Consider the following 18,675-nt stretch of genomic DNA (forward strand, 5'->3'; position numbering starts at 1 on the left):
TCGCCGCCCAGCTGCGCGTCAGTTTCCCTCGCCGCCCAGCTGTGCGTCGACGAGTTCCTCGATCCGCTCCCGCAGCCCCTCCTGGCTCTTGCTGCCGTCCAGCAGCTCGCCCGCGACGAGGTAGGTCGGCGTGCCGGTGACCCCGAGTGCCTTGCCCTCGGCCTCGTCGGCGTCGACCATCAGCAGGTGCCGGCCGTCGATCAGCGAGGTCTCGAACTCGCCCGCGTCCAGGCCGAGTTCACGCGCCACCTCCAGCAGCAGCTTCTCGCCGCCCCTGGCGAGCTCGTCGACGCGTTCGAGGACGGCGGCCACGTAGGTGTCGCCCTTCCCCTGCATGTACGCCTCCTCCGCCGCCTGCGCCGCGGTGTAGGCATGCTTGTGCTTGGCCAGCGGGAAGTGCCGCATCCGGATGTCCAGCCGGTCCCCGTACCGCTCGCGGAGCGCCCGCAGATCGGCGAGCGCGTCCCGGCAGTCGGGACACTGCAGCTCGCACCAGTAGTCGAGGACGGGGCGGACGGGGCGGGAGGAACCGGAGGGGCCGGCAGGGGAGGACTCGTTCATGCCGCCCAGTGTCGCAGCGCGCGGCCCGTGCCCCGAAGCCGTACCCCGGGCCGTCGCGGAGGCCGTGGCCGATCCGTACCGGAACGGTGCACGATGGAGGCATGCTCACCACCACTGTCTGCGCCGCCCTCTCGGCAGCCGGTCTCGCCGTCGCCTTCCTGACGGCCTACCGCCGCCGCTTCACCGCTGCCACGCGCATCGCGGCGTTCGCCCTGGTGCCCGTCGGCCTGGCGATGTCCGGACTGATCGGGCTCGTGGGCCGGGTCGGACAAGCCGTGGGCTCCTGGGCCGCCGACCTCGTGCTCAAGCCCACCGTCTGGGCGGGCTTCGGGGTGCTGGCCCTCGCCGTCGTGCTGTACGTCGTCGCCCGCTTCGCCTCCCGCCGCGGCGCCTCCCGCGCCGACACCTCCGGGAAGGCCGCCACGCCGCAGGGCGTCACGGGCGCCTCCGCCGGAGCCCTGGCCACCCGGAAGGAGAGCACCCCCGCGGCCAAGCCCGGCAGCTCCGCCGGCTCCGGCGACGGGGACGACTTCTCCGACATCGAGGCGATCCTGAAGAAGCACGGCATCTGACGCTTCCACCGCGCACCGGGGCAGACGCGTCCATACCACAGCGGCCGCCCCGGGCGCCCGAATCCGACCAACTCCCCGCCGGAACGAGCGTCTTGGCGGACGGCCCCTCCCGCGGCTGGGTCATGATCGCCGCGAGATGGACATGCCGAACACCACCGTCGAACCCGCGGCACCCACCGCTCTCGACGGCCAGCCCGCCGCGCCCAGTGAGCCCCCCGCCTCCGTACCGCCCCCGCCCCCACAGGCCCCGCCCGAGCCGCGCGGCTGCCTCTACGCCCTGTCGCAACCGCCGCTGATGCTCTTCCTCTCGGTCATCGCCGTACTGCTCGCGGTGACCGGCGCCTACGACCTGTTCGTGCTCTGACCGGACGGCCCGTCAGCGGGCCGGGGCACCGTCCCCGGAGGACTCCCGCTGCCGTGCCCGGTACGCCGCGACGTGCAGCCGGTTCCCGCAGGTACGGCTGTCGCAGTAGCGCCGCGAACGGTTCCGCGAGAGGTCGACGAACGCCCGCCCGCAGTCCGGCGCCGCGCACCGCCGCAGCCGGTCGCGCTCGCCGGAGACGATGACGAAGGCCATCGCCATCCCGCCGTCCGCGGCCAGCTGCTGGGCCAGCGAGGCGCCGGGCGCGAAGTGGTGCACGTGCCAGTCGTAGCCGTCGTGGTCGGTCAGCTGCGGCGTCGTCCCGGCCTCGGCGACCAGCGAGTTGATCAGCCCGGCGGCGGTCCGGGTGTCCGGCGCCGCGAACGCCTCGGCCAGACGCTCGCGCACCGCGCGCACCTCCCGCAGGTCGTCCTCGCCGAGCCTGCCGGAGTGGCTGATGCGGTTCCGCTCGACGTAGGCGCGCAGCTCCTCGACGGAGGTGAGCGTGTCGGGCGCCTCGCCGTCGGGCGCGGTGTTCAGCAGGTCGACCACGTCGTCGAGCGCCCACCGGGTGTCGTGATTGAGCTGCACGGGGTCGCTCCTCGGCATCGCGTCCGGGTCCGGTGCGCCCAGAGCCTAGCGCCTGCCCCGCGCCGCGGGCCCCGCCCGTCACCCGGCGCGAGCGGCCCCGCGCGCACGGTCGCGCCCGGGGCCGCACACGACGAAGCCGCCGCCGCGCTGTGCAGGCGCGGCGGCGGCTTCGGCACGGCTACGGCTTCGCCGTGGTGCCGTTTCCGGTCGCCGGTCCACGGTCGTCGCCCCGAGTCGGACGACCGGTGACCGGCGGATCTCAGCTCTCGGCGAGGATGTGGGACAGCTCCGCGTCGAGATCGAAGTGACGGTGTTCGGTGCCGGGCGGCACGGCCGCGTCGGTCCGTTTGAGGAAGGACTCCAGGGCCCGCGCAGGGGCCTCGAGCAGGGCTTCGCCCTCCGGGGAGCTGAGGGCGATACAGGCGACTCCTTGACCGTGACTGCGGGACGGCCAGACCCGCACGTCTCCGGTGCCGGTGGGGCGGTGGAGACCCTCGGCCAGGAGATCGCGGGCGAATACCCACTCGACGGTCTCCTCGGCACCGGTGTGGAAGGTGGCGTGTACGGCGTAGGGATCGGCCGTGTCGTACCGCAGTCCCGCGGGTACAGGCAGTGACGACTCGCTGGAGACAACGAGGCGCAGGTGCAGCTCGCAGCTGACCGTGGTGTTCATAAGCGCCAGGGCCTTTCGCTCAGTGTGCGCTCGGGGATTCGCACGTCGGCGAAATCGACATGCCACATACCCGTCGGTTGTAAACCCCTCTGACGGATTTGTCGGCGATAGGGCCCTTCATGTGGGCGAGCGGTAATTCACCACGTACGGCCATTCCGGTGAGCGGCCCGGGTTCGGGTACCTTTGCGGCATGAGCGCGGAGAGTGCGGAGCGTACGGAGAGGCACGCGGAGAGTGCCGGGGCGACCGCGGACAGTGCGGTGCCGGAGGCCGGTTCGACGGCGACGGGGGGTACGGAGAAGCCGCTGGGGTCGAGGGCCCCGCACTTCATCAAGCGGTCCAGGCCGCTGCACATCAGCTGGCAGGTCGTGATCTTCGTGATCGGGCTGGCGATCGTCGTCGGCGGCGTGATCATGCTGCCGCTCCCCGGGCCCGGCTGGCTGGTGATCTTCGCCGGCATCGGTGTCTGGGGCACCGAGTTCCCCTGGGCACAGCGGGTCCTGCGGTGGACCAAGCAGAAGCTCCAGGAGTGGACGCACTGGGTCAAGCGCCGCCGCGAGGAGCGGCTGCGCCGCAAGCAGGAGCGCAAGGCGGGGGCCGAGGAACGGCCGCGGTCATGAGCACCCGCTGACATGGGGTAATGTTGTCCGCGCAGCGGGCGATTAGCTCAGCGGGAGAGCGCTTCGTTCACACCGAAGAGGTCACTGGTTCGAACCCAGTATCGCCCACGCGCCGGACCGGGGTCCGAGACATGAAGTCTCGGACCCCGGTCCTTATTCATGCCCTTCTCCGGTCACCCGGGAGCGGAATTCGACGCGTCCGACGGAACGCCGTGCACGGTGTATCGGCGGATATGCGCCGGGAGTTCGCGGGGTGCCGAATGCGGGTGCCGGAATTCCGTCCCGGTGCTTGTCGTGAAGAACTCGTGCGAGAAATAGAGTTCACGGCGCGTCAGTTCCGGCGCGGGCGGAATATGTGGCAACACCCGAGCCCGCGGGGGCGGCTGCCGGGGCGTCAGCTCATCCGGCCGATCCGCGCGCGCAGCCGCCGCACCTCCCGCAGCCGCTTCTCGTACGTCGCGCCCACCGCGAGCAGCAGGGCGCCGGCCACGGCCAGCGGCAGCCAGCGGGGGAGGACGCCCGCCATCCGGGCCAGGTACGGGGCCAGTTCGTGGAGCGCCACGGCGGCCAGCGTCGCGCCGCCCAGCAACAGCGGTGCCTGGAGCGCGAGACGGGCGCCCCACAGCGTCACCGCGAGCGCGGCCGCGCCCAGCAGCAGTGGCCTGAGCCAGCCCGGGTCGCCCCACACGGCGACGGTGCCGGGCAGCGCGGTGGCCGCGAGGCCCGGCGCGTACGCGGTCCAGGAGGAGGCGCGTTCCGCGCCGCGGCGGCGCAGGTGGCCCAGGGGAAGCGCGAGCAGCGTGACGGGCAGGGTGTACGCCTCGGGCACCGTCACCTCGGAGGCGTACAGCCGGGCCCATGCCGCGCACAGCAGCAGGACGGCCGAGACGACGGCGGCGACGGGGCGGCGGTCGGCGCGGAGCGCCAGCGCGCCCGCGGCCAGTCCGCACAGCGCCAGTGCCAGGGACAGCCAGGCCGCGCTGCCCGACGCCGCGAGCAGACCGGTGGCGGCCACGCAGGCCGCCGCGCCCTCCAGCGGCCGGCACAGCTCCGGCCGCCGGCGGGCCGCCGAGGCGGCGCCCAGTACGGCGAAGGCCACCGCCAGCAGGGCGAACGCGGCGTGCCGGGGCGGGAGTTCGGCCGTCATGGCGAGGGCCCAGCCGAGTCCGGCGGCCGCCGCGACGGCCGCGCAGGCGGGGACGGCCGGGAGCCGCCCCGGGGTGCCCGAGCGCACCGCGGCCAGGGCGGCGCCCGCGAACGCGAGGGTCAGGACGGCCAGGACGAGCAGCGTCGCCGTCCGCCCGGCCAGGGCCAGGCCCAGCGGAGCCGGGGTGAGGGCGAGGGCGGCGGCCGGGCAGGCGGCGGCCGCCGGGCCGCGCCAGGAGGCGGCCGCGGCCCGGCCGTTGGGGCGGCCGAGGACGGCGTAGCCGGCCAGCGGGGCCACGGCGAGCGCGAGCAGCCAGGCCACGGCGACGGCGTACCCGAGGTCCAGGGCGGCGGGGAGGAGGGCGGCCGTCACCGCGGCCGCCACCGGGGCGGTGCCGCGCGCGGGCGCCCGCCAGGGGTGGGTGCGGGGGAGGAGGCGCCAGGCCGCCGCGGCCGTGGCGGCGACGAGCGCGGCCACCGCCGCCACGGAACCGCCGCCCAGCCAGGGCACCCCGGGCGTCAGCGCGTCCCGTACCCGCTCCGGTGCCCCCGTCCAGATCCCCGCCGACCAGGACAGCGGCCCGTACAGGGCCTGGAGGGTGGCGGGCGTCGTCCAGAGGACGGCCGCGCCGCCGACGGCGAGCGCCGCGAGGCGCAGCCCGCGGGCGAGCGGTGCCAGGGCGCGGAGCCGGCCGCGCCGCGTCCGGCGAGCGACGGCGGCGGTCAACAGGGCCGCGGCGCACAGCAGATGGGCCGCGGGCCACCACTGCGGCGAGGGCGTCACCGTCCGCAGCACCCCGCCCGTCGCGGCGAGCAGGGCCAGTCCGCCGGCGCACGACAGGACCGTGCGCGGCCCGTCGCCCGGCAGCCGGTACGCGGCGTACAGCGCGGTCGCCGCGCAGGCCAGCAGCAGTGCGGCGGGGCCGGCGGCCGCGCCGGGGGACGCGGCGGTGAGCGACAGCCACAACGCGGGCGGCAGCGCGGCGAGCCCGGCCGCCGTGGCCGTACCGGCGGCGGTCGCGCGCAGCGCGCGGGCCGCGCCGGAGCGCCGGGCCGTGCAGCGCGGCCACGGTGTCGCCGGCCGCCGTCACGAGCAGCGCCCAGGCGAGGCCCTGCGCCCCGGCGCCGGCCGCCACCGCGCCCAGCAGCGGCGCCGGTTGGGCCACCGCGAGGGCCGTGGGCACCGGCAGCCGCAGCCCGGGCAGGCAGACCCCGTACCCGGCCCACGCGGCGGCGACGAGGACGCAGCAGGCGGCGGCGTACGCCCAGCCGTCCGCGCCCGGCAGTGCGACCCGGTGCAGCGCGTACCCGTCGAGCAGCAGCAGGAGCAGGCCGAGCGCGGCGACGCACTCGCCGGTGGCCCGCAGCCCGCGCCGCAGCAGCGGCAGCGGGGCGGCCAGCGCGGCCAGGGTCAGCGCGGCGAGCACGGCGGCGCGGCCCGCGATGCCGAGGCTGCCCCAGCTGAGCAGCGTGAACGCGGTCGCCGCGACGGCGAGCAGCACACCGCCGAGCGCCAGCAGGACGTTCCGCGCCGCGGGCGGCGAGGTCTCGGCGGGCGGGGCCGGGACGGGGGCCGCCGGGGGAGCGGCGGCGCGGAGCCCGGCGAGCAGCCGCTCGCGTTCGGCGGCCAGTTCGCGGGTGTGCGCCGCCAGCCGGTTCAGCTCCGCGTTGACCTCGGTCAGGCGGCGGGGGAGCGGGCCGTCCAGCGGGAGCGCGCAGGCGCCGCACCGCGCGGGGCCGGGGTCCGGGGCCCGGAGGCCGCTGCCGCAGGCGGGGCAGACGGGCGGGGTGTCCGCCGTCCCCCACCGGGGATGTTGCTCGGTCATACGCGGAGTGTGCGGTGCCGCGTCGCGCGGGCCATGCGCGGGGATACTCAGAGCGGGTACTCAGACGCGGTACCCGGCCGGCGTGAGTACCGGACGCTCATCCGGCGGCGGCGGGATGGGGGCGAGAGCGTGCGGGTCAGGGACTGGAACCACTACCGCTTCCGCAGCAGCTGGCGGCTCGCCGCCCCGGTGGCGGAGGTCTACGCGGTGCTGGAGCGGGCCGAGGAGTACCCGTCCTGGTGGCCGCAGGTCCGGCAGGTGCGCGGACTGGACGCCGCCTCGGGGAACGCGCGCTTCCGCTCCGTCCTCCCCTACGACCTGACCGTCACGGCGCGGGTGCAGCGGCGGGACCGGGAGGCGGGCGTGCTGGGCATCGTCATGACCGGGGACCTGGAGGGGTGGGCGCGCTGGACGCTCCGCGACGACGGGACGGGCGGCGGTACGACGGCGCTCTTCGAGCAGGAGGTCGAGGTGCGGAAGCCGTCGCTGCGGCGGGTGGCGCTCCCCGGCCGGCCGCTGTTCCTCGCCAACCACGCGCTGATGATGCGCTCGGGGCTCAGGGGGCTGCGCAGGCTGCTGGAACAGGGGCCCGGTGACAAGCATTTTGATGATGGGTGAGCGGCACTGTATGGTTCTGGCGTGCCGCGGCGCGGGGACGGGAGTTCCGCTCCGAAACCCCCATGCGGCAGCACCACAAGGGCGATTAGCTCAGCGGGAGAGCGCTTCGTTCACACCGAAGAGGTCACTGGTTCGAACCCAGTATCGCCCACCAGCCAGTTGAGGCCGGTCCGTCAGCACGACGGACCGGCCTTCTGCGTATCCGGCCCCTCCGCGTCCCGGCCGGACAACCGTTTCGCGGTCAGGGGGCCCGGCTCGATACCATTCGAGCTGCGCTCGGCGTTCGCCGACGCGTCCCAGTGAAGAGTCAGGAGAGACCGGTGTCAGATGTCCGTGTAGCCATTCGACGCGATTCCGAGCGGGAAGAGCGCGTGGTGACGACGGGCACTACGGCCGCCGCTCTCTTCGACGGCGAGCGCTCCGTCGTCGCCGCCCGCGTCGCGGGTGAGCTGAAGGACCTCGCGTACGAGCTCACCGAGGGCGACGAGGTCGAGCCCGTCGAGATCACCAGCGACGACGGCCTCGCCATCCTGCGGCACTCCACCGCGCACGTCATGGCCCAGGCCGTGCAGGAGCTCTTCCCCGACGCCAAGCTCGGCATCGGCCCGCCCGTGAAGGACGGCTTCTACTACGACTTCGACGTCGAGGAGCCCTTCACCCCGGACGATCTCAAGCGCATCGAGAAGAAGATGCAGCAGATCCAGAAGCAGGGCCAGCGCTTCTCCCGCCGGCTCACCGACGACGAGGCGGCCCGCGAGGAGCTCGCCGACGAGCCGTACAAGCTGGAGCTCATCGGCCTCAAGGGCTCGGCCGCCGACGCCGCCGAGGGCGCGGACGCCGAGGTCGGCGCGGGCGAGCTGACGATCTACGACAACCTGGACCCGAAGTCCGGCGAGCTGTGCTGGAAGGACCTCTGCCGCGGCCCGCACCTGCCGACCACCCGGAACATCCCGGCGTTCAAGCTGATGCGTTCCGCCGCCGCCTACTGGCGGGGCAGCGAGAAGAACAAGCAGCTCCAGCGGATCTACGGCACCGCCTGGCCGTCGAAGGACGAGCTGAAGGCGTACCTGGAGTTCCTCGCCGAGGCCGAGAAGCGTGACCACCGCCGTCTGGGCTCCGAGCTGGACCTCTTCTCCGTCCCCGAGCAGATCGGCTCGGGCCTCGCGGTCTTCCACCCCAAGGGCGGCGTGGTGCGCCGGGTGATGGAGGACTACTCGCGCCGCCGGCACGAGGAGGAGGGGTACGAGTTCGTCTACACCCCGCACGCCACCAAGGGGAAGCTGTTCGAGACCTCGGGCCACCTGGACTGGTACGCCGACGGCATGTACCCGCCCATGCAGCTCGACGAGGACGTCGACTACTACCTCAAGCCCATGAACTGCCCGATGCACAACCTGATCTTCGACGCGCGCGGGCGGTCGTACCGTGAACTGCCGCTGCGGCTCTTCGAGTTCGGCACGGTGTACCGGTACGAGAAGTCCGGCGTGGTGCACGGCCTCACCCGGGCCCGGGGCTTCACCCAGGACGACGCGCACATCTACTGCACCAAGGAGCAGATGGCGGAGGAGCTGGACACCACGCTCACCTTCGTCCTGAACCTGCTGCGCGACTACGGCCTGGAGGACTTCTACCTGGAGCTGTCCACCAAGGACCCGGAGAAGTTCGTCGGCTCCGACGAGGTGTGGGAGGAGGCCACCGAGACGCTGCGGCAGGTCGCCGAGAAGCAGGGCCTCCCGCTGGTCCCGGACCCGGGCGGCGCCGCCTTCTACGGCCCGAAGATCTCCGTCCAGGCGCGCGACGCCATCGGCCGGACCTGGCAGATGTCCACCGTCCAGCTCGACTTCAACCTGCCGGAGCGCTTCGACCTGGAGTACACCGCCGCCGACGGCAGCCGGCAGCGTCCGGTGATGATCCACCGGGCCCTCTTCGGCTCCATCGAGCGCTTCTTCGCGGTGCTGCTGGAGCACTACGCCGGCGCGTTCCCCGCGTGGCTGGCCCCGGTGCAGGCCGTCGGCATCCCGATCGGTGACGACCACGTGCCGTACCTGGCGGAGTTCGCCAAGGAGGCGAAGTCCCAGGGGCTGCGCTTCGAAGTCGACTCCTCCTCGGACCGGATGCAGAAGAAGATCAGGAACGCGCAGAAGAGCAAGGTGCCGTTCATGGTCATCGCCGGTGACGACGACGTCGCCAATGGCGCGGTCAGCTTCCGGTACCGCGACGGTTCGCAGAAGAACGGCATCCCGAAGGCCGAGGCGATCGCCGAGATCCGCGAGGCCGTGGAGCGCCGCGTCCAGGTGTGAGCCGCGAAGGCGTGTGCGGAGGGCGGTTCCGGTTCCGGGACCGCCCTCCGGCGTCTTCGGGGTCTCGTCGTCGCCGTGCGCGGCGGGAGAATATGCTGGCACGCATGACGAGCGAGCCGGAGCAGCAGATCGGAGTGGGGACGCAGGACGCGTTCCAGCGCCTGTGGACACCGCACCGCATGGCGTACATCCAGGGCGAGAACAAGCCGAGCGGGCCCGGGGCCGAGGACGGCTGCCCCTTCTGCACCATCCCGTCCAAATCCGATGCGGACGGGCTCGTCATCGCCCGCGGTGAGCACGTGTACGCGGTGCTCAACCTGTACCCGTACAACGGCGGCCACCTCATGGTGGTGCCCTTCCGGCACCTGGCCGACTACACCGAGCTGAACGCCGAGGAGACCGCCGAACTGGGCGAGTTCACCAAGCGCGCGATGACGACGCTGCGCACGGCGTCCGGTGCGCACGGCTTCAACATCGGCATGAACCAGGGCTCCGTCGCGGGCGCGGGCATCGCCGCGCACCTGCACCAGCACGTGGTGCCGCGCTGGGGCGGGGACACCAACTTCATGCCCGTCGTGGGCCACACCCGCGTCCTGCCGCAGCTCCTCGCCGACACCCGCGCGATGCTCGCGGAGGCCTGGCCGGCCTGAGCAGGGGGCACCCCGCGCCCCGAAAGGGGCGCGGGGAACTGCGCGATCAACCACTGCGGGCCGCAGTCGGCCACGCACCTGCCGGGGCAGCACGGAACCCGCGAAGCAAGCGCAGCGCCTACGCGTCGTACGCGTCCGCCTTCCGCGGTTCCGCGCCCTGGACGAGGCCGCTGAGGACGCCGGAGCGGTTGCCGAACGACTCGGTGTCGCAGTTGTTCTCCTCCAGCAGCCGCATGGTGGCGGAGTGCACCACCCGCAGCACGGGAGTCGCGGCGCGGAGCGCGTCGTCCGCCATGAAGCGGTGCCGCCACGGCTTGTCCGCCCAGGCGTGCCGCAGGCCGAACGGCTCGGGCAGGACGAGCTTGCCGCCGAGGAAGTCCAGCACCGGCGGGAACCAGGTGAGCGGGGCGCGGGCCGCGAGCCGTACGACCTCCTTCGCCTCCACCAGCGGCAGGTTGATCTTCTTCGTCTCCCAGAACTTCACGCTCTTGGAGACTTCCTTCGTCTTCGGCGAGGGCTTCGTCGTGAACAGCGGGTGGACGGGGCCGAGCGCGTGGCCGGTGACCTCGATCCGCAGGGTGTGGTGCAGCACCGTCACCGTGATCAGCAGGGTGATCACCAACTGGCCGTCCCACAGCACGAACTGGACGCCGAGGTAGTGGCGGTTGCCGCTGCCGAACTGCTGCTCGTTGCAGATCCGCTGGATCTCGAAGTCCTTGATCCGGTACCCCTCGACCTCCTGGCCCTCGGGCCGGGAGACCTCCTTGGCGCCCTCGCCGACCGGGGAGACGATCCAGTGCCCGATGGAGGGGGAGGGGAAGCCGCCGGTGTGGATCGGCGTGCGCTCCAGCATCCGCAGCTGGTCGTGGATGGCGCGGGCGACGTCCCAGCTGCGGAAGGGGTTGATGTCGGCCTCGGGGTTCTTCGGCACCAGCTCCTCGGCCAGCTGCCAGCTGCCCCAGCGGGTGCCCATGCCGAGTATCCCCTTGGGGCCGGCGTAGTAGACGAGGTTGCTGGCCTGCTCGGCGGTGAGCTTGGCCAGGCCGAGCCGGATGCGTTCGGCACCGGCGTCGCCCGGGTCCTGCGGGACGGCCTCGGGGATCTTCGCGCCGGAGCCCGAGCCGCCGAGCAGGCTGCCCCAGTGTCCGCGCAGGTCCTTCGCGGCCTTCTCGCAGATCTGCTTCGCCCACAGCCAGCCGAGGACGGGGGCGACGAGCATCGCGCGCAGGTAGATGCCGAGCACACCGTCCAGCGGCAGCTTGATCATCAGCATCACGGCCAGACCGCCGAGGACGACCATCGCCGCCGCGCCGAGGCTCCCGGCCCGCTTGTTCTGCGCGCCCGCGATGGAGCGGCGCAGCTGGAAGACGAGCAGCCACAGCAGGGTGCCGGGCAGGAAGACGAGGCCGAAGGTGGCCATGACGAGGGTGAGCCGGGTGTCCCTGACCTTGCGGATCCGGTTGGCCGCGAGGCAGTGCTCGACCACCGACTGCGGTTCGATGCCGAAGGACTGGATGAGCGCCTTGCGCGCCCCGCCCAGCATCCGGACCTGGACGGCCCGGGAGAACGCCTCGCCGAGGTTCGGCTCGAACAGCGAGAGCTTCGGCTTCTTCACCTCCGCCGCCTCGTTGGCCTGGAGCACGTCGGCCACGGGGCTGTCGCGGTAGGCGGCCGAGGCCAGGGCCTGCGTCGCCGCCGTCCGTCCGCTGCCCGAGCCCTGCAGCGGGACCTGGGCGCCGGGGCTGAAGTCGCTCCCGATCGCGGCCGCTTTGGAGAGATCGTCGAAACCGGCCACTGAGCCCCCACTTCACCGAGCTGTTCCCGTAACGCGTGCGCACCGGCCACGGCCAACTTGCCCAACTGCCGTGGCCGGTACACCTTTTCACGTCGGGCGTCCGCGCACACGCACGCCCGGCGCGGTGCACGCCTGGCGCCCAGAGTAGCCCCGATCAGGACCTCTTCTCCTCCTCTTCCAGGATCCTGGCGGCCACTTGAGGGGGCATCGGCTCGTGTCCGGCGTACGAACGGGCGAACCGGCCGGTGCCGTGCGAGAGGGAGCGGAGGTCCACCGCGTACCGGTCGATCTCGATCTCGGGGACGCGGGCCCGGATCAACGTACGGGCGCCCGGGGTCTGTTCGGTTCCGGAGACCCGGCCGCGGCGGCCGGACAGATCGCTCATCACCGGTCCGACGAACTCCTCCTCGACCAGTACCCGCAGGTCGGCCATCGGCTCCAGCAGGTGCATCCCGGCCCCGGCCGCCGCCTCGCGCAGCGCGAGCGCCCCCGCGGTCTGGAAGGCGGCGTCCGAGGAGTCCACGGAGTGCGCCTTGCCGTCGTGCAGGGTGACCCGGACGTCGACGAGCGGGCGGGAGCCGCCGCCCGCGGTCACGCCCCTGGCGGCCTGCGCCCGTACGCCCTTCTCCACGGACGGGATGAACTGGCGGGGCACGGCGCCGCCGACGACCTTGTCGACGAACTCGATGCCGGAGCCGGCCGGCAGCGGCTCCACCGTGATCTCGCAGATCGCGAACTGGCCGTGCCCGCCCGACTGTTTGACGTGCCGCCCGCGCCCGGAGGCCGGCTCGGCGAAGGTCTCGCGCAGGGCCACCTCGTGCGGCACCCGGTCGACCTGGACGCCGTAGCGCGTCCGCAGCCGCTCCAGCGCCACGTCGGTGTGTGCCTCGCCGAGGCACCAGAGCACCAGCTGGTGGGTGTCCTGGTTCTGCTCCAGGCGCATCGCCGGGTCCTCGCCGACGAGCCGGGACAGCGCCTGCGAGAGCTTGTCCTCGTCGGCCTTGCTGTGCGCCCTGATGGCGACCGGCAGCAGCGGGTCGGGCATCTGCCAGGGCTCCATCAGCAGCGGCTGGTCCTTGGCCGAGAGGGTGTCCCCCGTACCGGCGTGGCCCAGCTTGGCGACGCAGGCGAGGTCTCCGGCGACGGCGCGGGACAGCGGGCGCTGCTGCTTGCCGAAGGGCAGCGTCAGCGCCCCGATCCGCTCGTCGGCCTCGTGCGGTGCGCCGTCGGGGTCCGCCTGCCCGTCCGTACGGCCGCCGTCGCCGTTGCCGCCGTCGTGCCCGTTCGCGTGCGCCGGGTGCAGGCGGTCCTCGGCGCCGTGCCCGCTGACGTGCACCGTCTCGTCCGGCCTGAGGGTGCCGGAGAAGACCCGGACCAGGGACATCCGGCCGACGTACGGGTCCGAGGTGGTCTTGATCACCTCGGCGGCCAGCGGGCCGTCCGGGTCGCACACCAGCGGCGGGCGGGAGGCGCCCTGCGGGGTGCGGACGTCCGGCGGCTCGTGCTCCTGCGGGGTGGGGAAGCCGCCGGTGATCAGATCCAGCAGCTCGACGGTGCCCAGGCCGCGGCCGGTGCCGTCGGGGGGCGGAGCGGCGGCCAGCACGGGGTGGAAGACGCCGCGGGCGACGGCCTTCTCCAGGTCCTCGATCAGGGTGGCCACCTCGCACTGCTCGCCGCCGAGGTAGCGCTCCATGAGGGTCTCGTCCTCGCTCTCCGCGATGATCCCCTCGATGAGCCGGTTCCTGGACTCCTCCAGCTGCGGCTGGGTCTCGGCGGCCGGGTCGTGCTCGGTGCGCTCGCCGCCGGTGTAGTCGAAGACGCGGCGGGTGAGCAGGCCGGTCAGGCCGGTGACGGGGGCGTGCCCGTCGGGCCCGGGGGTGCCGCGCCGTGGCAGGTAGAGCGGGATGACGGCGTCCGGGTCGTCGCCGCCGAAGGTCTCGCGGCAGGAGGCGACCAGCGCGTCGAAGTCGGCGCGCGCGGCGTCCAGATGCGTCACGACGATCGCGCGGGGCATGCCCACGGCGGCGCACTCGTCCCAGACGGCGCGGGCCTGGGCGTCCACGCCGTCGGCGGCCGAGACGACGAAGAGGGCCGCGTCCGCCGCGCGCAGACCGGCCCTCAGCTCCCCGACGAAGTCGGCGTACCCGGGGGTGTCCAGCAGGTTGACGCGGATGCCGTTCCACTCGACGGGGACCAGGGAGAGCTGGACGGACCGGTGCTGCCGGTGCTCGATCTCGTCGTAGTCGGACAGGGAGCCGCCGTCCTCGACCCGGCCCGTCCGGTTGACCGCGCCGGACGTCAGCGCCAGCGCGTCCACCAGGGTCGTCTTGCCGGAGCCGGTGTGGCCGACCAGCACCACGTTCCGCAGCGCGGAGGGGTGGCCGGCCGCGCTCGCCCTGCCGGCGGCTCCGGGGTGTGCGTTCGCTTTGTCGCCCATGTGTCCCGCCTTCCGGTCGACACCTGCTGGGACGGGGGCGCGGAAACCCGCGGTCCTCCGAGCCTTCCACCGCTACCGGGACGCGTCCATACGTCGGACGGGCCCCGCGCGTCCGCCGGGCGCACGCCGCCGGGCCGGGCGCCGGGGTGCCGGGTGGGGCCGAACGCGTGACCGGCCGGGGCCTCCGGTGCCTCAGCTCTCGTCGGCCGCCGTGCGCGGGGGCCAGGCGGACGGGTCGAGGACGCCGAGGGTGTAGGCGCGGGCGACGAGCGCGGTCCGGCCGCGTACGCCCCAGCGGTCGGCGAGGCGGGCCAGGTGGTAGTTGACGCCGTCCACGCCGAGGCCGACCGCGCCCGCGATCGCCGAGGTGGTCTCGCCCGCCGCGGCCAGCGCCAGGATGCGGGTCTCGACGGGCCCCGCGGTGCCGGGCCCCGCCTGCGGCGCCGGGCCCGTCGCGGCAGGCCGCCGGACGAGGAGCTGGACCAGGAGCGTGGGCTCGTCCAGCGGCGAGTCGCTGACCGGCTCGACGGTCAGCTCCCCGTGACGCTCCTCCCCGCCGGTGTGCCAGCGCACCGCGAGCGGGTAGCGGGAGCGGCGGCCCAGGCGGAGGGCCTCGGTGAGCCGCTCCAGCTGGCCGGTGCCGCGCGGGCGGAACAGCTCCAGCGCGTTCCGGCCGAGGAGCCTGCCGGGGGAGGTGCCCCACTCGTGGCCCATGGCCGGGTTGGCGATCAGCATCGTGCCGTCCCTGCGGCAGACCACCAGGGGGTTCTGGACGCGGTCGAAGAGCAGCAGGAAGCGGTTCCGCCAGGCCACCGCGTCGGGTGCCCGGTGGGGACCGGCGCGCCAGGTGGTCAGCGCGGCGGACGCGAGGAGGCGCGTGTCCGGCTGCCCCGCACCGGGTTCCTCCGTCGTCCCGCTCACGGCGTCCGCTCCCTCCTCCGTCGCGTTAGCACCGGACGCGCTGCCGGCGCAAGGGGTCCGCGTACCTCAGGACTACACAATCACGTAGTCCGGCGGCCCGGTCCGGCGGGTGCGGCGGGCGAGGCTGTGGGGACGGGCCCGCTCGCCGGCCCGTACGCGAGTCGTGAAATCCCCTACCGTGGAAGGCACTTCAGCCATGAGCCAGGTTCCCCAGCCCGCGACGCGGGACGGCGGCGCGGCCCCGGCGGACGGCATCCCCGTCGTCGACATCTCCGCCACCGGCCTCACCAGCACCCCGGTCCAGAGCGCCATGGAGCTGGCCCGGACCCACGGGCCGGTGTTCCGCCGCCGGCTGCACGGGCGGGACATGCTGTTCGTCAGCGACCCCGGCCTCGTCGCCGAGATCGCCGACGAGACGCGGTACCGCAAGACCATCGGCCAGGCGCTGGAGAACGTGCGCGAGTTCGCCGCCGACGGGCTCTTCACCGCGTACAACGAGGAGCCCAACTGGGCCCGCGCGCACGACATCCTGATGCCCGCCTTCGCGCTCGGCTCGATGCGCACCTACCACCCGGTGATGCTGAAGGTCTGCCGCCGCGTGCTGGAGTCCTGGGACGCCAAGGCCGCCCCGGAGGCCGGGGAGCGCGGCGTCGTCGAGGTGTCCGAGGACATGACGCGGATGACCCTCGACACCATCGGACTCGCGGGCTTCGGCTTCGACTTCGACTCCTTCTCCCGCGAGGAGCCGCACCCCTTCGTCGACGCGATGGTGCGCTGCCTGGTGTGGAGCATGCGGAAGCTCGGCCGCAAACCGGGCGAGGACCACGAGGCCGAGGACGCGGACTTCCGCGCCGACGCCGGCTACCTCGCCTCCGTCGTCGACGACGTCATCACCGCGCGCCAGGAGTCCGGCGACACCTCCACCGACGACCTGCTCGGCCTGATGCTCGGCGCCACCCACCCCGGGGACGGCAGCCGCCTGGATGCGCAGAACATCCGCAACCAGGTCATCACTTTCCTCATCGCGGGGCACGAAACCACCTCCAGCGCCCTCTCGTTCGCGCTGTACTACCTGCTCAAGAACCCCACCGTGCTCGCCCTCGCACAGCGCGAGGCCGACGAACTGTGGGGCGACGGCCCGGAGTACCCCGAGCCGGCCTTCGAGGACGTCGGCAGGCTCCGCTACACCCGCCAGGTGCTCAGCGAGGCGCTGCGGCTGTGGCCCACCGCGCCCAACTTCGGCCGCGAGCCCCGCGAGGACGTCCTGCTCGGCGGCCGCTACCCGCTGCGCGCGGGCGAGGCCGTCGTCGTGCAGTCGACGATGCTGCACCGCTCCCACGTGTGGGGCGACAACCCCGAGTGCTTCGACCCCGCACGCTTCACCCCCGAGGCCGAGGCGGACCGCCCCGTGCACGCGTACAAGCCGTTCGGCACCGGTGAACGCGCCTGCATCGGGCGGCAGTTCGCGCTGCACGAGGCGACCATGCTGCTCGCGATGATCGTCCACCGGTACCGGCTCGTCGACCACACCGACTACCGGCTGCGCATCAAGGAGACCCTCACCCTCAAGCCCGAGGACTTCACCCTCACCCTCGCCCCGCGCACCCCCGCCGACCGCGCCGCGCTCCGCGCCGCCTACGGCCCCGCCCGCGACACCGACGCCGGCGCCGCCCCCGCGAGCGACCCCGCGCTGCCCGCCCGCGTCCGCGCCGGCACCGGACTGCTCCTGCTGCACGGCTCCAACTACGGCACCTGCCGCGAGTTCGCCGCCGACCTCGCCGACCTCGCCGGCGAACTCGGCTGCGCCACCGAGACCGCGCCGCTCGACGCCTACGGCCCCGGCGGCGCCCCGCTGCCCACCGACCGGCCCGTCGTCCTCGTCGCCGCCTCGTACAACGGTCGCCCCACCGACGACGCGGCCCGCTTCCACGCCTGGCTGGAGTCGGCGGAGGACGGCGCGGCCGAGGGCGTCACCTTCGCGGTGCTCGGCGTCGGCGACCGCGCCTGGGCCGCCACCTACCAGCGCGTCCCCACTTTCCTCGACGACCGGCTCGCCGCGCTCGGCGGCACCCGGCTGCTGCCCCGCGCCGAGGCCGACGCCTCCGGCGATCTCGGCGGCGCCGTACGGGAGTTCACCGCCCGGCTGCGCGGCGCCCTGCTGGAGCGGCACGGCGACCCGGACAGCGCCGGCGCCGCCCCCGCCACCGGCGACGACGGGCCGTCCTACGAGGTCACCGAGGTCACCGGCGCCCCGCTGGACGCGCTCGCCGCCCGGCACGGGCTGGCCCCCGTCACCGTCACCGAGGCCCGCGACCTCACCGCGCCCTCGCACCCCCGGCGCAAGCGCCTGCTGCGCGTCGCCCTGCCGGACGACGGGAGCTACCGCACCGCCGACCACCTGGCCGTCCTCCCCGCCAACGGCGCGGACGCCGTCGAACGCGCCGCCCGCCTCCTCGGCGCCGACCCGGACACCGTGCTCGACATCCGCTCCCGCCGCCCCGGCCGCGGCCGGCTCCCCGTCGACCGGCCGCTGACCGTACGGGAACTCCTCACCCGGCACCTCGAACTCCAGGAGAGGCCCACCGCCGCGCAGACCGCGCTGCTCGCCGAGGCCGACCCCTGCCCGCCGGAGGCGTCCGCGCTGGCCGCGCTCGCCGCCGACGAGGAGGCACGCGCGGCCGACCACCGCACCGTCCTCGACCTGATCGAGGACCACCCGGCGCTGACCGGAGCGCTCGGCTGGCAGCAGATCCTCGACCTGCTGCCGCCGCTGCGCACCCGGCACTACTCGATCTCCTCCTCGCCCCGCCACGACGCCCGCACCGCCGACCTGATGGTCTCCGTCCTGGAGGCGCCCTCCCGCGCCGGGCGCGGCACCTACCGGGGCACCGGCTCGGGCCACCTCGCCGCGCTGCGCCCCGGGGACACCTTCCTCGCCCGCGTCCAGCCCTGCCGCGACGCGTTCCGCATCCCGCACACCGCGGACACCCCCGTCGTCATGATCGCCGCCGGCACCGGCCTCGCCCCGTTCCGCGGAGCCGTCGACGACCGGCGCGGCCTGCTGCTTCAGGGCCGCCAACTCGCCCCCGCGCTGCTCTACTTCGGCTGCGACCACCCGGAGGACGACTTCCTGCACGCCGACGAGCTCCGCGCCGCGGAGCGGGCCGGCGCCGTCTCCCTGCGCCCCGTGCACAGCGAGGCCCCCGCCGGCGACCTGCGCTTCGTGCAGCACCGCATCGCCGCCGAGGGCGCGGAACTGTGGCGGCTGCTGGAGTCCGGAGCCCGGGTGTACGTGTGCGGCGACGGCTCGCGCATGGCACCCGGCGTACGCGCCGCCTTCCGCGAGCTGTACGTGACATACGGCACGAACGCGACGGGAACCGGGGCCGGTTCCGAGGCCGCCGAGGCCGAGGAATGGCTGCGCCAACTCACCGCCGAGGGCCGGTACGTCGAGGACGTCTACGCGGCGGGCTGACCCCCGCCGCGCCGGGCCGCGGCGCCCCGTCCCGCCCGTCGCGCGCGGGCGGGACGGGGCGCAACCCGGCACCTCGCGGACGCGTCTTTTTCCCCGGACGGGTGGGGCGCGGCGCAACCCGGCGCCACTG

14 protein-coding genes and 2 tRNA genes are annotated in these 18,675 nt (G+C 74.1%); 9 read left to right on the forward strand and 7 right to left on the reverse strand.

Features of this window, described 5'->3' with window-relative positions; translation table 11 throughout:
• Positions 1 to 18: 18 nt before the first annotated feature.
• Positions 19 to 561: a DsbA family protein gene (locus HCC30_RS03335; protein ID WP_169440413.1), complete on the reverse strand. Its 543-nt coding sequence runs from the start codon at positions 559 to 561 to the stop codon at positions 19 to 21.
• Positions 562 to 662: 101 nt separating this feature from the next.
• Between HCC30_RS03335 and HCC30_RS03340 the strand changes: the two genes are divergently transcribed.
• Together HCC30_RS03340 and HCC30_RS28185 are read left to right on the forward strand one after the other, a co-directional pair.
• Positions 663 to 1,133, forward strand: coding sequence for a hypothetical protein (locus HCC30_RS03340; RefSeq protein ID WP_169440414.1), 471 nt, complete (start codon positions 663 to 665; stop codon positions 1,131 to 1,133).
• A gap of 136 nt (positions 1,134 to 1,269) precedes the next feature.
• Complete coding sequence (locus HCC30_RS28185; protein WP_206323359.1) at positions 1,270 to 1,497, forward strand: hypothetical protein; 228 nt, start codon at positions 1,270 to 1,272, stop codon at positions 1,495 to 1,497.
• A 12-nt stretch (positions 1,498 to 1,509) separates the two neighbouring features.
• Here the strand turns inward: HCC30_RS28185 and HCC30_RS03350 are convergent, their stop codons facing one another.
• Together HCC30_RS03350 and HCC30_RS03355 are read right to left on the reverse strand one after the other, a co-directional pair.
• Positions 1,510 to 2,085 (reverse strand): CGNR zinc finger domain-containing protein, encoded by a 576-nt coding sequence (locus HCC30_RS03350; RefSeq protein WP_169440415.1) that lies wholly within the window; start codon positions 2,083 to 2,085, stop codon positions 1,510 to 1,512.
• A gap of 259 nt (positions 2,086 to 2,344) precedes the next feature.
• Positions 2,345 to 2,758 (reverse strand): SsgA family sporulation/cell division regulator, encoded by a 414-nt coding sequence (locus HCC30_RS03355; protein ID WP_169440416.1) that lies wholly within the window; start codon positions 2,756 to 2,758, stop codon positions 2,345 to 2,347.
• Positions 2,759 to 2,948: 190 nt separating this feature from the next.
• Between HCC30_RS03355 and HCC30_RS03360 the strand changes: the two genes are divergently transcribed.
• Positions 2,949 to 3,377: a TIGR02611 family protein gene (locus tag HCC30_RS03360; protein WP_169440417.1), complete on the forward strand. Its 429-nt coding sequence runs from the start codon at positions 2,949 to 2,951 to the stop codon at positions 3,375 to 3,377.
• Positions 3,378 to 3,413: 36 nt separating this feature from the next.
• A tRNA-Val gene (locus HCC30_RS03365) sits at positions 3,414 to 3,485 on the forward strand.
• A 286-nt stretch (positions 3,486 to 3,771) separates the two neighbouring features.
• Here HCC30_RS03365 and HCC30_RS03370 read toward each other — a convergent pair.
• A complete protein-coding gene (locus HCC30_RS03370) occupies positions 3,772 to 5,490 on the reverse strand; it encodes a hypothetical protein (RefSeq protein WP_169440418.1) in 1,719 nt (572 codons plus the stop codon).
• Positions 5,491 to 6,478: 988 nt separating this feature from the next.
• On the opposite strand from HCC30_RS03370, the gene HCC30_RS03375 reads away from it, so the two are divergent.
• The 4 genes from HCC30_RS03375 to HCC30_RS03390 all read left to right on the forward strand — a co-directional run bounded on the left by HCC30_RS03375 (position 6,479) and on the right by HCC30_RS03390 (position 9,917).
• Entirely contained in the window at positions 6,479 to 6,967 is a 489-nt protein-coding gene (locus HCC30_RS03375; protein WP_346776481.1) for an SRPBCC family protein, read from the forward strand.
• Between the two features lie 79 nt (positions 6,968 to 7,046).
• Positions 7,047 to 7,121, forward strand: a tRNA-Val gene (locus HCC30_RS03380).
• A gap of 166 nt (positions 7,122 to 7,287) precedes the next feature.
• Entirely contained in the window at positions 7,288 to 9,267 is a 1,980-nt protein-coding gene (thrS, locus tag HCC30_RS03385) for a threonine--tRNA ligase (RefSeq protein WP_169440419.1), read from the forward strand.
• Between the two features lie 92 nt (positions 9,268 to 9,359).
• Positions 9,360 to 9,917, forward strand: a complete 558-nt coding sequence (locus HCC30_RS03390; protein ID WP_169440420.1) for an HIT domain-containing protein — start codon at positions 9,360 to 9,362, stop codon at positions 9,915 to 9,917.
• 118 nt (positions 9,918 to 10,035) lie between these two features.
• Here the strand turns inward: HCC30_RS03390 and HCC30_RS03395 are convergent, their stop codons facing one another.
• The 3 genes from HCC30_RS03395 to HCC30_RS03405 form a co-directional block, all read right to left on the reverse strand.
• Entirely contained in the window at positions 10,036 to 11,712 is a 1,677-nt protein-coding gene (locus HCC30_RS03395; protein WP_169440421.1) for a hypothetical protein, read from the reverse strand.
• 154 nt (positions 11,713 to 11,866) lie between these two features.
• Positions 11,867 to 14,149, reverse strand: coding sequence for an elongation factor G-like protein EF-G2 (locus HCC30_RS03400; RefSeq protein ID WP_169440422.1), 2,283 nt, complete (start codon positions 14,147 to 14,149; stop codon positions 11,867 to 11,869).
• Positions 14,150 to 14,341: 192 nt separating this feature from the next.
• Complete coding sequence (locus tag HCC30_RS03405) at positions 14,342 to 15,070, reverse strand: PAS domain-containing protein (protein WP_346776468.1); 729 nt, start codon at positions 15,068 to 15,070, stop codon at positions 14,342 to 14,344.
• A gap of 196 nt (positions 15,071 to 15,266) precedes the next feature.
• On the opposite strand from HCC30_RS03405, the gene HCC30_RS03410 reads away from it, so the two are divergent.
• Positions 15,267 to 18,545, forward strand: coding sequence for a cytochrome P450 (locus HCC30_RS03410; protein ID WP_169440423.1), 3,279 nt, complete (start codon positions 15,267 to 15,269; stop codon positions 18,543 to 18,545).
• Positions 18,546 to 18,675 lie beyond the last annotated feature (130 nt).

It is taken from the genome of Streptomyces sp. HNM0574 (genome assembly GCF_012726235.1).
Classification (GTDB): domain Bacteria; phylum Actinomycetota; class Actinomycetes; order Streptomycetales; family Streptomycetaceae; genus Streptomyces.

Coding starts and splice junctions, on each gene's coding strand:
- HCC30_RS28185 (WP_206323359.1), top strand. CDS start 1,270: ATGGACATGCCGAACACCACCGTCGAACCCGCGGCACCCACCGCTCTC.
- HCC30_RS03335 (WP_169440413.1), bottom strand. CDS start 561: ATGAACGAGTCCTCCCCTGCCGGCCCCTCCGGTTCCTCCCGCCCCGTC.
- HCC30_RS03360 (WP_169440417.1), top strand. CDS start 2,949: ATGAGCGCGGAGAGTGCGGAGCGTACGGAGAGGCACGCGGAGAGTGCC.
- HCC30_RS03355 (WP_169440416.1), bottom strand. CDS start 2,758: ATGAACACCACGGTCAGCTGCGAGCTGCACCTGCGCCTCGTTGTCTCC.
- HCC30_RS03400 (WP_169440422.1), bottom strand. CDS start 14,149: ATGGGCGACAAAGCGAACGCACACCCCGGAGCCGCCGGCAGGGCGAGC.
- HCC30_RS03410 (WP_169440423.1), top strand. CDS start 15,267: ATGAGCCAGGTTCCCCAGCCCGCGACGCGGGACGGCGGCGCGGCCCCG.
- HCC30_RS03390 (WP_169440420.1), top strand. CDS start 9,360: ATGCTGGCACGCATGACGAGCGAGCCGGAGCAGCAGATCGGAGTGGGG.
- HCC30_RS03340 (WP_169440414.1), top strand. CDS start 663: ATGCTCACCACCACTGTCTGCGCCGCCCTCTCGGCAGCCGGTCTCGCC.